Source organism: Pokkaliibacter plantistimulans, assembly GCF_003194385.1.
GTDB classification, from domain to species: Bacteria; Pseudomonadota; Gammaproteobacteria; order Pseudomonadales; family Balneatricaceae; genus Pokkaliibacter; species Pokkaliibacter plantistimulans.
In genome coordinates this window covers 1-13,381 of record NZ_LAPT01000145.1, presented here as the reverse complement: position 1 = coordinate 13,381, position 13,381 = coordinate 1, and the positions used below count along the sequence as shown (strand labels likewise).

The window sequence follows — 13,381 nt, the reverse complement described above, 5'->3', positions numbered from 1 at the left end:
GTGCCTCCTTATCGCTGCCGCTGTGGTGCCTGAATCAAGCGTCCGTCCTGTGCAAAGACAAACAGCTTGTGGGTCGGCACATAGACCCGGATGGGTTCATCGACGTCATACTCGTGAACACCGGACAAATGCAGCACCAGGGAGAAATGATCATTACGGACATGCAGGAAGGTCTCCGAGCCACTGATTTCCGCCAGCTCGACCAGTACCGACAGCTCCAGATCATCATCATTGGAAGGCACCAGCCCCAGATGGCTTGGCCGTACGCCAAAACGATACTGGCCAGCGCCGATGCCCTGCAGATCCTGATTCAGGGGAAAGTGCACGGTTTCATCAAAGGTCACTTCACTGTCAGTAATGCGCCCTTCAAGTAAGTTGATGGGAGGCTCTGAAAACAGTTCAGCGGCCAGCACAGAGTTAGGCCGGTGATAAACCTCGGCAGTGGGGCCGCTCTGCACGATGCGACCTTCATGCAATACCGTGGTGGTACCGCCCAGCGCCAGCGCCTCATTGGGCTCCGTGGTGGCATAAATGGCAATCGTGCGGCGTGCTTTGAACAGCTCGCGCATTTCCTGACGCAGCTCTTCGCGCAGCTTGTAATCGAGGTTGACCAGCGGCTCGTCAAATAAAATGATGTCCGCCTCTTTGACCAGTGCCCGCGCCATGGCCGTGCGCTGCTGCTGACCACCCGACAACTCCAGCGGCAGGCGGCTGAGGAAGGGGTCGATACGCAGCATTTCGGCGGTTTCTCGTACCTTGCGGTCGATCACGGCATTGGACTCCCCCGACAGACGCAGCGGCGAGGCGATATTCTCGAACACCGTCATGTTGGGGTAGTTGATAAACTGCTGATAGACCATGGAGACGTTGCGCTGACGCACCGGAACGCCCGTCACATCAGCGCCATTCATCAGAATGCGTCCGGCGGTTGGCCGGTCCAGGCCAGCCATGAGACGCATCAGTGAGGTTTTTCCTGCCAGAGTACGCCCCAGCAGAACATTGAAAGACCCTGGCTCAAAGGTCAGGTTTGCATCGTCAATATAGAGAGTGCGATCCACCCTCCGACTGACATGCTCAAGTACTAACGACATGGCGTGTCCTTATTGTTGTTATCGCACCGGCATCAACACAGTCAGACTGTGCCCACACCGACTGTCCAGAAGACAAATGTACCTATACGAAAGCGAACGCCATGCCAAATGTGACCAGTCATCGGCTATTTTCTGATAAAAAATTAAAAATTATTTATTTTCAATAAGTTATAAGAATTCTAAAATTTTCACATGCGTAAATTTGATGTTCGCTTTACAACAGCCAGCACAGAAACACATTGACACTGCACACATCTCTTTACAGAATCTGTCCAGTTGTTCATCTGCCCATGGATGCTGTTCAGCTGTCACTTCAGGCTGAACACGGATGGACAACCGCCAACACAACAATAAACACAGGCATATGCTGTACAGAGGCGATGGCACGACGTGAGTAACAGCAATTCAGTGGCTCCGCATTCCGACGGCGCCAACCATGAAAAATTGATTCTCGACTCCTGGGCACGCTGCCGTGACTACGGCCTGACCCCCAGTACGCAACCGGAGCTGCACCGCCCTTCTGCCGGTGATGTCGGCGTGCTGCTGGAAGCCCATCAGTTTCTGGTGCAAACCACCTATCATGAGGTGCTGCCCTACTATGAGCACATTCTGTCCAACTCCCACTGCCTGATCATGCTGGCAGATGGCCGTGGACAGCTGCTGCAATCATGGGGTGACCAGCGTTTTCTGGAGCCGGGATACACCCAGGGCTTCGAGGCGGGTACCAGCTGGATCGAGCGCTATACCGGCACCAATGCCATAGGTACGGCACTGGCAACGGGGCAGGCTATCCAGATTCACCGCGATGAACACTTTCTCAAGGCCAATCGCTTTATGACCGGCTCTGCGGCACCGATCTTCGATGCCAGCCGCAGCCTGATTGGCGTGCTGGACGTATCGAGCGATACCTATCTGCCACAGACCCATACACTCGGCATGGTGAAGATGATGACCCAGTCGGTGGAGAACCGTCTGATCATCAACCTGTTCAAGGGTGAACACTTTTTCCTGACCTTTAACACCAATCTGGACAGTCTGGACAGTCAATGGGCAGGCATCCTGGTGTTCACCGAGCAGGGGCAGGTCATTTCCGCCAACCGGCGCGCAGATATCCTGCTTGGCCTGGAACTGTCGATGGTCAACATTGAAAGTCTGTTCGACACGACCCTGCGTAATCTCATCAACCACCCTGAAGGCTTACCGATGCAACTGACTGCCAGTGGTAAGTACCGTTTCTATGCCACCGTCAAACGGCCGGTCCATGTCAGAGTGATCCCTCGCGACTTCCGCCAGAATCACCGGGCTGCAGCCACGGAGCCCGCCAAACCATCCTTACCTCTAAGGGAAGTACCTCTGCCCAACCTGCTTGCCCAGCACAAACGCCTGCCAGCCAATCAGCCCTTTACTCTGGATGCCATTGATCTCGGAGATCCGCGCATCAGCAAGGCTGTGCGGCAGGCCAAGCGTATTCTCGATAAAGACATTCCCATTCTGATTCATGGCGAAACCGGGGTGGGCAAGGAGGTTTTCGTCAAGGCTCTGCATGAAACCAGTGACCGTGCGGCCTATCCGCTGGTCGCCGTTAACTGTGCAGCCATTCCGGGAGATCTGGTGGAGTCAGAGCTGTTTGGCTATGAGAAAGGCGCCTTCACCGGTGCCAGTCAGAAAGGCAGCATGGGGCTTATTCGCAAAGCCCACAAAGGCACCTTGTTTCTCGATGAACTGGGAGATATGCCGCTAAAGGTACAGGCGCGTCTGCTGCGGGTATTACAGGAGCGCAAGGTCACGCCACTGGGCAGCACAGAGTCTTACCCGGTAGATATCCGGCTGGTGTCAGCCACGAACCGGTCGCTGAAGACGGATGTCGAACAGGGGCTGTTCCGCCAGGATCTTTACTACCGGGTAACCGGCCTCAACCTGGAGTTGCCACCATTGCGTGAGCGCCAGGACAAGACCGCATTGTTCCATGCGCTCTGGGATCGTTACCGCGAAGCCGATCAGGAAGCAGGTCTGAGCGAAGAAGTGCTGGCACTGTTTCATCGCCACCCCTGGCCCGGCAATGTCCGCCAACTGGTCAGCGTACTGCAGATTGCTCTGGCGATGGCGGATACTGACCTGATTACCGCCGAGCACCTGCCCGATGACTTTTTCGCCGACCTGCAGGAACAGCCTCATGTAACAGTACCCACCACACTGGCTGCGGAGACGGCTGCAGAAGCTGTAGAAATGGGTGAAACGTCTGAGGCAGAAGCCACACCTGCCAACGGGCAGTCATTCCCGGAACAGTTATTCCCAGAGCAGTCACTCCCTAAGCTGTACCAGCATTATGAGGGCAACATTTCCATGCTGGCTCGCCATCTCGGCATCAGTCGTACCACACTCTATAAACGCTTGAAGGAGCTTGGCCTGCATAGCTGATTACGTGTCACAGGGTCGAATCAGGATTGATCAATGCCGTGAGAATATGATCCTCCCAGACACCATTGATCTTCAGATAGCGACTGGCATAGCCCTCTCTGACAAACCCCAGCCTCGCCAGCACGGCTGCACTGCGCAGGTTGGCGGGCATGTAACTGGCCATTACCCGATGCAGGTGCAGCTGCTCAAATACATAGCCAATCCCCAGTGCCAGCGCTTCCGACATGAACCCCTGCCCTTCAAAGCGCTGATCCAGGGCATAACCCAGATGGCATGCCTGAAACACACCACGCACTATGTTGGAGAAATTGCAGAACCCGATCAGCTCATTGCTGTGCTGATGAAACACCCCAAAACTGATACCTGCGCCTTCAGCCAGGCGTTGCTCACGCGCGGCCAGCTCTGTCATCCAGAATTCATGGGTATAGAAATGCGCATCACGCAGAGGCTCCCAGGGTTGCAGAAACTGGCGATTACGCTGGTAGTAGTCCTGCACCTGCTGAACATCGGCACGCTGGACGGCAGACAACCGGACCCTTTCACCTGTCAATTGCGGCATCAATAGCTGCCTTACCATGTTGCTGCTCCAAACGACGGAAATAAAAAGCCCGCTATACTCGCGCATACCGGGCTCAATTCACAACCTTCACTGCAGTCAGTGAAGCATATTCATTACAGTGAAGGTCAGGCTCCTGTGTTCAACCTTGAATCTACTAACAACAGAACTAGCGGGTAAATACCGGCCCTAGCCCACTCCCCCACAGCACTGCAGTCATCGCTAATCCTCCCACCAACAGGCACAGCCCAACCGTCAGCACCGAGGTGGAAAACATGAAGCCGCGCTCTTCCGGGATACGCATGACGATAGGCACGCCAACGTACAGCAGATAGACGGTGTAGGACACAGCGCCCAGCACCACAAAGACGTCAAACCAGAGGATGGGCAACAACCCCGCCAGACCCGCCATAAACAAGGGGGTAGCGGTAAAGGTGGTAAGCACCATACAGCGGTCAAAGCTGGCATCGGCCCCGTAGGTCTTCTCCATCCAGAAGACACCCCAGGCCATCAGCCCCACGCCAACCATCAGGGCGATATAAAATGCCGCCGCAATAGGGATGGCGCTCAATACGGTCAGCTTGACGTAGTTGGTACCTGCAATGCTCCACCCCATCTGAGTGGTGCCAATGAACAAAGACAATGCTGGAATCGCAGCCAGCCAGAGTATGTGATGCTTATAGAGATAACCAAGCGTGTATTTCTCTTCACGGATGGAATCCCACTCCTGCTTCGGGTGATAGATCAGCCCGAACATGTGTTGAAAGAACATAGGCGCCTCCGGATGTTCTCATCGTCAGTTACTTCCCCACTTCTTTCGTCCCAGAGTGATAACCGTCCGACAACTTGACGACCAGTCCTGCGCCAATGTCTCTGTCGGTACGTCTTCTTCGGCCCCAACCGGCGTCTTGGTACATGCTTACCTTTGTGGCGACCTCCTCAGTCTTGTCAGGTACAGCTGAGACCTTTCGGTTCTTATAGGGCCAGATAGTGATCCAGCAAGAGGACCACGAACAGCAGCATGATGTAGTTAATCGAATAACGGAAAAGCCCATAGGGATCAGCAGGACGGCGATATAACCACAGCCACAGCGCCTTCTGCAGGAACAGGCCATTCAGGATCAGCACCCCGACCAAATACACTACGCCGCTGCAACCGTAGAGATAAGGCAACAAGGTACACAGCACCATCAGCAGGGTATAAAGCAGGATGTGCAGGCGGGTGAACGCTTCACCATGGGTGACCGGCAGCATGGGTATCCCTACTTTGGCATATTCAGTCTTCTTATGAATCGCCAGCGCCCAGAAATGGGGTGGCGTCCAGGCAAAAATGATCAGTACCAGCAGCAAACTTTCCGGCACGATCTGATTGCTGACTGAGGTCCAGCCAAGTAGTGGGGGCGCCGCACCCGCCAGGCCACCAATAGTGATATTTTGCGGAGTGGCACGTTTCAGAAAAGCCGTATAGACAACCGCATACCCAAGCAGCGAACCCAGAGTGAGCCAGGCAGTCAGAGAGTTGACCAGAATGGCCAGAATACCGATGCCCGCTATACCTAACACTGCCGCAAACAGCAAAGCATGATGGGCTGGAATATGTCCCTGAGGGATAGGCCGCTGGCGGGTACGAGCCATCAGCGCATCCAAACGACGATCCACAATCTGATTGATCGCAGCGGCTGAGCTGGCAGCCAGTCCGATACCCAGCGTTCCCCAGCACAGCGCATGCCAGGGTATATTGCCATCCTGAGTCGCCAGCAGCATCCCCACCACCGCCGTCAGCAGCATCACTGCCACGACTCTGGGCTTGGTCAAGGCGTAGTAATCATGCCAGAGCGTAGCAAGCGGTACGCCTATGGCAGAAGCCCCTCCATGTACAGTCTCCTTCATGACATCCCCCTATAACTGGCGTAGACGGTAGAGGTGATAAAGCACTGACACCAGCGTCAGCATCAACAGGGCCGCCCCGGTGTTATGAGCCAGCGCAAGAAAAATCGGGAACTGCCAGAACACATTCGCGACACCCAGACACACCTGCATGACTAGCATGGCACCGAGTGTAACTGCCATGGCCTGCACCCGTGCCCGCCACAGCAACACCACCAGCACAATGACGCCGCCACTGACAAGCAGCGCTCCCACCCGGTGCAGCACATGGATTGCCACACGACCGGGCCCTGTCAGCTGGCCTCCCAGATAATTGGGGCCCACATGCTGCAGCACATTCATCCCGTGGCCAATGTCCATCGTGGCTGGCCACCATTGCTGTTGACAGGTAGGAAAATCAGGGCAGGCCATGGCGGCATAATTGGAGCTGGTCCACCCCCCAAGGGCGACCTGAAAGATCAACATGAACAAGGCGGCCCAGGCGAGGCCACGTAACCAGCGCAGCGAAATATCCGACTCCAGCAGCGGCGAGGCCACCTGTGCAGACAGCGCAGTCCTGACATGCATCAGCGTGCGAAGCCGCAATAACAGCAGAAACAGCAACGTCAGTAACGAGATGCCTCCAAGCAGGTGCATTGTCACTACCTGGGGCCAGAGTTTGAGTGTCACCGTCCACATGCCAAACATCGCCTGCAGCAACACCATGCAAAGCAGCATCAGGCTGTGCCAGCGTGGGTAACGAGGATCATTACGAGACAAACCGACCGCCGCCAGATAGCAAATCAGTACTCCTAAGCCACCTGCGGCATAGCGATGAACCATTTCTGCCCAACCTTTTGCCGACTCGACAGGCACGCCCGGGAAACGCTCGGCAGCCAGCACCATGTGCTCATAGCTGTGCGGAACAATGGCGAAGCCATAACATCCAGGCCAGTCAGGGCACCCCAGCCCGGCATCTGACAAACGGGTATAGGCGCCGAGTGCAACGACAATAGATGCCAGCACCACAGCCAACCAGCAGGCTCGATACGGGATGACTTGTTTCGCGGTCATCGGCCACCTCCATCATTCATTATTGTTATGAGTGGAGAGTTGCAGAGCAGTTAGTACCGGGTCCGAATAGCAGAATCCCGCTAACCGATGTTTGAAGCTGCCAACAGTTTCTTCAGATCTTTCAAAATATCCCTGGCTGGCTGCTCCTTCTGGTACACCAAAATCAAGTTACCCAGCGGGTCGACAACAAAGCAGGTCGGCTCCCCGTTAACACCAAGCTGGTATTCCGGATAGATAGAGAGATACGGATCTGCCTGCCAGCTGACCTGACCAAGCCAGACCCTGCGCACCCGACTGGCATCCTTGCCAAGCGCCATATGCATACGGGTTAACACATCCAGCCGCTGACGACACTCACTGCTGCACTGCTCAGGTAACACCATGACCAGAGACCAGTGCCCCATCCACTCCGACTTTTCTGCGCCTCCCCGCCACCATTGATCAATGGTGAGAGGAGACGTCAGCAGCTGCCCATTGGCAACCGTATGTACTGGTCGCCAACCACTCAAAAACAGTGCCCAGGCCATGACCACCGGGGCAAACCCTATCAGTAAGAGGATGAAGAGTTTACTTCTGCCTCGTGCTGCCTGCGGGTCTGCTTTGTACGTCGTAGAAACAGCCATAGCGCATAACTCCACGTCATTGTTGTTAATCCCCACCACTGCCAGGCATAAGCACGGTGAGTGGCAGACGACATTGCCGATATCTTCCAATGCGCCTGAAACATACCTGGCTGGTTGTCTTCAACTCTCAGCTCAACCGGTAGCAGGGAGACTCCCAGTGCAGCTCCCAGCTTGTCACCATCCACCCACGGCAGGCGAACGTGCAGTCCGCGGCTCACATCAGGGTAATCCCCCAGCTCCAGACCCGGTCGGCTAAACGGGTAAACCCTGGCACTTATTGCAACGCGTCCTGCAGGCACTACTACGCTGGGGAGTGTGTTACGTTCCGACCAGGCTAACCACCCCCGGTTGACCAGTACATAACGGCCATCACTCAGCCGCATCACCCCAAGCACATCCAGACCGGGCCGCCCCTTGAGCAACTGGTTGTCAATGAAAGCGACGATGTGTGGCATCAACTCCCCTTCTACCCTTACCTGTCGGCCCAGCCACTGATCGGCGCCCTGCCAGTCAGTCTTAAGGGTCTCAAACGACATGATCGGCAAAGTCAGTGTGTGCTCCCACAGCAACTTCTGCTCAGCCCGATGCCATTGCCATCTGCCCAGAGCCACACCGGCAGCACCTAACAGCAGCAACCCTAACAGCCACAGGTTAAGTCTCCTGTCCCCGGCTATACTCATGCTCTATCACCCCAGGATCGTAACGAGGTAGCAGCCATGTTCCTGAAGTCTCTTATTATCCTGCTGGTAGTGCTCATGCTGATCAGTCTGGGTAGCGGCCTGTACTTTCTGATGGTTGATCAGGGTAAGGCTCACCAAAAGCGCCTGCTGACCTCCCTTACATTACGCGTCACGCTTGCAGCCCTGCTTCTGCTGCTTATCTTTTACGGTTTCTACACCGGCCAGTTGCACAGTCAGGCGCCATGGTAACCACAAGCAGAATCACTTTACTTTGGCTTCAGAGCACATAGACAAAGATAAACAACCCCAGCCACACGACATCGACAAAGTGCCAGTACCAGGCACTGGCCTCGAAGCCAAAGTGACGTCGCGCAGAGAAATGGCCACGCAGAATCCGGCTCAGCATCACGATGAGGATGATGGTCCCCAACGTGACATGCATCCCGTGAAACCCGGTAAGAATGAAGAACGTGGCGCCATAGACTCCGGCATGCAGGGTCAAGCCCATCTGGGTATAGGCTTCGTGATACTCGTAGCCTTGCACAACCAGGAACGATACCCCCAGGGCTACGGTGACAAACATCCAGGCAATGACCACCGCACGATGGCCTTTTTTCAAGGCATGGTGAGCAATCGTCAGTGTGATACTGGAAGACACCAGCAGCAGGGTATTGATGAAGGGCAGGTGCCAGGGATCTACCGTTTCCTCAGGGCCCGGAAAGCGTGCACTGTCAGGGGGTGACATGACTGGCCAGCTAGCCTCGAAAGCAGGCCACAGCATATGGGATATCCCTTTTGCTCCTTCCCCAGCCAGCCACGGCACAGAAAAGTGGCGAATATAAAACAGGGCGCCGAAAAAGGCGGCAAAGAACATCACTTCCGAAAAGATGAACCAGCCCATGCCTAACCGGAATGAACGATCAACCTGATCGTTATCAAGCAGGCCTGCCTGATTCTCTCTGATCACCTCGCCAAACCAGCCGACGAACAGATAGGCAATCGCCCCCAGACCAATAATGAGAAGCAGTGGCTGGCCGTGAATAATGGTGTGTGCGGTACCCGCAGCGAGGAAAAACAGGGCAAAGGCAGCGACTATGGGCCAGTGACTTTGCTCAGGAACGTAGTAGTGCTGGTGATTCATATCCAAGCCCTCCGGTCAGCATGAGCTGCTGGCCTGTTGAAGTCATCCCGGCTTGTAAATGTCATCCTGACTGATTGTTTTACATCTCTTTCAAACTAGTTGGCTCTGGCCGCTAATTTGGTTACATCGAATAGGGTATAGCCCAACGTAATGGTATGAATGTAGTCCGGTAGCTCTGGGTCAACATAGAAAATGACTGGCATATCCAGCGACTCTCTGGCCGCTAAGTGCTGCTGGTTAAAGCAAAAGCACTGAATCTTGTGAAAATACTGTGCGGCCTCTGCCGGGCTGATACTGGGTATAGCCTGGGCACTCATTGGATGGTCTGTGACATTTTTCACCCTGAATACCGCCCGGCTGTCCGCTCCGGGGTGAATCTCCATTTCTGTACTCAGAGGCTGAAAGGTCCACGGCATGTTGGCATTATTCTGGGTAACAAACTGGATATTGATACTGCGAGACAAATCAACCTTTGCCGACACGGGCATTGCCAGAGGGCTGGTATTCACCTTGCCGTTCAATCCCGTCACCCGGCAAAACACGTCATACAACGGCACCAACGCAAAGCCGAAACCAAACATGGCAACCGGCAGTAACACCAGCCATACCAGAGACCTCTGAGTGCGGGCGTCCACCAGTCAATCCTCAAACTTCGGAGGAACAGTGAAGCTGTGATAAGGCGCGGGTGATGGCAGCGTCCATTCCAGACCTTCAGCTCCCTCCCATGGGCACGCTGGCGCTTTCTCACCCGTCAATATGCACTTCACTACGATATAAAGAAAAAACAATTGAGCTGTACCAAATATGAAAGCACCTATAGAAGAAATCATATTGAAGTCAGCAAATTGCAGTGCATAGTCTGGTATACGCCTTGGCATTCCAGCCAGCCCTACGAAATGCATGGGAAAGAATGTCAGATTCAAACCGACGAAAGACCACCAGAAATGAATCTTGCCCAGCTTCTCGTCATACATTCGGCCACACCATTTAGGTAGCCAGAAGTAGGCAGCGGCAATAATGGAGAATATGGCACCTGGCACCAATACATAATGAAAATGCGCCACAACAAAATAGGTGTCCTGATATTGAAAGTCTGCAGGTGAAATAGCCAGCATCAGTCCAGAAAAACCACCGATAGTAAATAACACAATAAATGCGATAGCGAACAGCATTGGCGTTTCTAATGTCAGGGAACCACGGAACATGGTGCTAATCCAGTTGAATACTTTCACCCCGGTGGGTACGGCGATCATCATGGTCGCGTACATGAAGAACAATTCACCCGCCAGCGGCAATCCCACGGTAAACATATGGTGGGCCCATACCATGAAAGACAGAATGGCAATTGAGGCAGTGGCATAAACCATCGAGGAATAGCCAAATAGCCGCTTGCGACTGAAGGCAGGAACAATATGAGAAATAATTCCGAACGCGGGCAATATCATTATGTAAACTTCGGGATGCCCGAAGAACCAGAACAAATGCTGGAAGAGTACCGGGTCGCCACCGCCCGCTGCACTGAAATAGCTGGTGCCAAAGTTGATATCCATGAGCATCATCGTCACCACGCCAGCCAGCACTGGCATGGCAGCAAGCAATAAGAAAGCGGTAATCAACCAGGTCCATACAAACAGCGGCATTTTCATCAAGGTCATCCCCGGCGCACGCATGTTGATGATGGTAGCAATGACATTGATTGCCCCCATGATCGATGACAGACCCATCAGGTGAATTGAGAATATGAAGAACGTCACACTGGGCGGCGCATACTGAGTAGAAAGAGGCGCATAGAATGTCCAGCCGAAGTTTGGCCCTCCCCCATCCATAAACAACGTCAGCAACAGCAGTCCGAAAGCAAATGGCAGGATCCAGAAGCTCAGGTTGTTCATCCTTGGCAACGCCATGTCAGGCGCACCGATCATCATGGGAATCAGCCAGTTGGCCAGTCCGACAAAAGCAGGCATCACCGCACCGAAAACCATGATCAGACCATGCATGGTCGTCATCTGGTTAAAGAAGCCTGGCTGGACTAATTGCAGTCCCGGTTGGAACAACTCTGCCCGAATGACCATTGCCATTGAGCCACCGATAAGGAACATGGCAAACGCCAACCACAGATACATCGTGCCAATATCTTTGTGGTTAGTTGTATAAACCCAGCGGGTGAAGCCTTTAGCCGGACCATGATGGGCGTCGTGATCAGTACTGTGTTCGCTCGCTACATCCATGATGGTCTCCTGTTATTGTTTGTCCAACACGGCTTGAATGGCTTGCGGTAATACGGTGTCGCCGGTGTTATTGTCCCAGGCGTTCCGCTCATATGTTATGACTGCTGCCAGCTCTGTTGTACTGAGCTGCTGGGCAAAGGCCTGCATTGCCGTACCCGGTCGTCCATGCAGAACAATGTTGATATGCTCCTGCACATTCCCAGTGGCTACCGGGCTGCCCTTCAGTGCAGGGAACACCGAGGGGATTCCCATTCCGGTCGGCTGATGACACGCTGCGCAGATTCGGGCATAAACCTTTTCCCCCTCTGCCATCAGCTCATCATGACTCCATTCTTTTGTTGCCGAGGCAGCAGCAGCTTGCTTTGCAGCCTCCTTCTCTGCCTGCTTGTTAGCAACCCAAGCGCTGTACTCCTGCTCTGACTTTGCCTCGACCACAATAGGCATAAAACCATGGTCTTTACCGCAAAGTTCAGCACATTGCCCACGGTAAGTACCCGACCGTTCGATCTTAGTCCAGGCTTCGTTAATAAACCCAGGAATGGCATCTCTTTTTACTGCCAGATCAGGTACCCACCAAGAGTGGATAACATCATTAGAGGTCACCAGAAAGCGCACCTTTTTACCTACAGGCAATACTAGTGGCTGATCCACTTCTAACAGATAGTTGGTATCTTTAGGTGCTTCGTTTTTAATCTGATCTGCTGGAGTGGATAAAGTAGAAAAGAATTCAATATCGTCGTTGACGTATTTGTAATGCCACTTCCATTGATAACCCGTTATTTGGATATCAACATCAGCATCAGAAGTATCGTACATTTTTATTAACGTCGCCGTGGCGGGTACCGCCATAGCAACAAGAATCACTAATGGAATTAGCGTCCAAATAATTTCTACTAGGGTATTTTCATGAAACTGAGCCGCTTTCGCGCCTCTGGATTTACGATGATGAAAAATAGACCAGAACATCACACCAAACACAATTACAGCAATCGCAACACATATCCAGAATATAGTCATGTGGAGACTGTGAACTGCGTGGCTGACCTCTGTTACTCCGACAGGCATGTTGTACTTCAAGTCAGCTGATACCTGAGGTACAACAAGGTAAAGAGCAATAAAGAGCCAATAGCCCTTCGTAAGATTGAGCTCCACCATATGTCACCTACTCTGATCTTGTTCTTGTTATAAACAGGCGCAGGCTAGCGTCCGTTGAACTAGCAACGGCCGACCACAACATTCAGCTCAGTGCTAGTATTTTTGGAGTATAGACAGTGATCAATAGTTGTCCAATTTCTATACATCAGCCAGATGCAAGAACAACATGGACTATCAGAACCAGCGCAATAACCAGTATCAAGGCCAGAACAACACCAGCAATAATGAATGGCCAAGGGCTATCGGAGGCAAAGTCTCTCTGACGACTATGCTCATTCTGCACGCCGAGAAATGCGGAGAGAACACTCCGGACAATACGCCACCAGTCCAGCAGCATCTGCTTCATGTTTCACCTCCTGAGAGCTGACTGCAGATTACCAGTAGAAGTGTAGTCGGAGTAGAAAAAGAAAAAGCCCCTGATTTTCATCAAGGGCTTCATTCTATATGGAGCTCATGAGCAGACTCGAACTGCCGACCTCACCCTTACCAAGGGTGTGCTCTACCAACTGAGCTACATGAGCGTAATTAGATGCCTGGCGATGACCTACT

At 53.4% G+C, this 13,381-nt stretch carries 14 protein-coding genes and 1 tRNA gene; 2 read left to right on the top strand and 13 right to left on the bottom strand.

The window, feature by feature from the left end; genetic code table 11:
• Nucleotides 1–8 precede the first annotated feature (8 nt).
• Nucleotides 9–1,091: an ABC transporter ATP-binding protein gene (locus tag WH50_RS24445; protein WP_104155000.1), complete on the bottom strand. Its 1,083-nt coding sequence runs from the start codon at nucleotides 1,089–1,091 to the stop codon at nucleotides 9–11.
• 390 nt (nucleotides 1,092–1,481) lie between these two features.
• On the opposite strand from WH50_RS24445, the gene WH50_RS24440 reads away from it, so the two are divergent.
• Nucleotides 1,482–3,509, top strand: coding sequence for a sigma-54-dependent Fis family transcriptional regulator (locus WH50_RS24440; RefSeq protein ID WP_207780473.1), 2,028 nt, complete (start codon nucleotides 1,482–1,484; stop codon nucleotides 3,507–3,509).
• A 7-nt stretch (nucleotides 3,510–3,516) separates the two neighbouring features.
• Here the strand turns inward: WH50_RS24440 and rimJ are convergent, their stop codons facing one another.
• From rimJ to WH50_RS24410, 6 genes are all read right to left on the bottom strand, one after another.
• The gene (gene rimJ, locus WH50_RS24435) at nucleotides 3,517–4,068 is read right to left on the bottom strand and encodes a ribosomal protein S5-alanine N-acetyltransferase (protein ID WP_110189945.1); all 552 of its coding nucleotides are present in this window, start codon (nucleotides 4,066–4,068) and stop codon (nucleotides 3,517–3,519) included.
• Between the two features lie 166 nt (nucleotides 4,069–4,234).
• Nucleotides 4,235–4,837: a Yip1 family protein gene (locus WH50_RS24430; protein ID WP_104155003.1), complete on the bottom strand. Its 603-nt coding sequence runs from the start codon at nucleotides 4,835–4,837 to the stop codon at nucleotides 4,235–4,237.
• A gap of 203 nt (nucleotides 4,838–5,040) precedes the next feature.
• Nucleotides 5,041–5,955, bottom strand: a complete 915-nt coding sequence (gene cyoE / locus WH50_RS24425) for a heme o synthase (RefSeq protein ID WP_110189943.1) — start codon at nucleotides 5,953–5,955, stop codon at nucleotides 5,041–5,043.
• Nucleotides 5,956–5,964: 9 nt separating this feature from the next.
• Nucleotides 5,965–7,005 (bottom strand): COX15/CtaA family protein, encoded by a 1,041-nt coding sequence (locus tag WH50_RS24420; protein WP_110189941.1) that lies wholly within the window; start codon nucleotides 7,003–7,005, stop codon nucleotides 5,965–5,967.
• Nucleotides 7,006–7,085: 80 nt separating this feature from the next.
• Nucleotides 7,086–7,532 carry a hypothetical protein gene (locus WH50_RS24415; RefSeq protein ID WP_110189939.1) on the bottom strand — a complete coding sequence of 149 codons (447 nt, stop codon included), beginning with the start codon at nucleotides 7,530–7,532 and terminating at the stop codon, nucleotides 7,086–7,088.
• A 20-nt stretch (nucleotides 7,533–7,552) separates the two neighbouring features.
• Nucleotides 7,553–8,308, bottom strand: coding sequence for an SURF1 family protein (locus WH50_RS24410; RefSeq protein WP_110189937.1), 756 nt, complete (start codon nucleotides 8,306–8,308; stop codon nucleotides 7,553–7,555).
• A gap of 36 nt (nucleotides 8,309–8,344) precedes the next feature.
• On the opposite strand from WH50_RS24410, the gene WH50_RS24405 reads away from it, so the two are divergent.
• Complete coding sequence (locus WH50_RS24405) at nucleotides 8,345–8,557, top strand: twin transmembrane helix small protein (RefSeq protein WP_104155008.1); 213 nt, start codon at nucleotides 8,345–8,347, stop codon at nucleotides 8,555–8,557.
• A 28-nt stretch (nucleotides 8,558–8,585) separates the two neighbouring features.
• Here WH50_RS24405 and WH50_RS24400 read toward each other — a convergent pair whose 3' ends face one another.
• From WH50_RS24400 to WH50_RS24375, 6 genes are all read right to left on the bottom strand, one after another.
• Nucleotides 8,586–9,449 (bottom strand): cytochrome c oxidase subunit 3, encoded by an 864-nt coding sequence (locus WH50_RS24400; RefSeq protein WP_110189935.1) that lies wholly within the window; start codon nucleotides 9,447–9,449, stop codon nucleotides 8,586–8,588.
• Between the two features lie 95 nt (nucleotides 9,450–9,544).
• Nucleotides 9,545–10,084: a cytochrome c oxidase assembly protein gene (locus WH50_RS24395; RefSeq protein WP_243410266.1), complete on the bottom strand. Its 540-nt coding sequence runs from the start codon at nucleotides 10,082–10,084 to the stop codon at nucleotides 9,545–9,547.
• Between the two features lie 3 nt (nucleotides 10,085–10,087).
• A complete protein-coding gene (gene ctaD / locus WH50_RS24390) occupies nucleotides 10,088–11,677 on the bottom strand; it encodes a cytochrome c oxidase subunit I (RefSeq protein WP_110189933.1) in 1,590 nt (529 codons plus the stop codon).
• Between the two features lie 12 nt (nucleotides 11,678–11,689).
• Complete coding sequence (gene coxB / locus WH50_RS24385) at nucleotides 11,690–12,832, bottom strand: cytochrome c oxidase subunit II (protein ID WP_110189931.1); 1,143 nt, start codon at nucleotides 12,830–12,832, stop codon at nucleotides 11,690–11,692.
• A gap of 145 nt (nucleotides 12,833–12,977) precedes the next feature.
• Entirely contained in the window at nucleotides 12,978–13,178 is a 201-nt protein-coding gene (locus WH50_RS24380) for a DUF2970 domain-containing protein (protein ID WP_243410265.1), read from the bottom strand.
• Nucleotides 13,179–13,277: 99 nt separating this feature from the next.
• A tRNA-Thr gene (locus WH50_RS24375) sits at nucleotides 13,278–13,353 on the bottom strand.
• Between the last annotated feature and the right edge of the window lie 28 nt (nucleotides 13,354–13,381).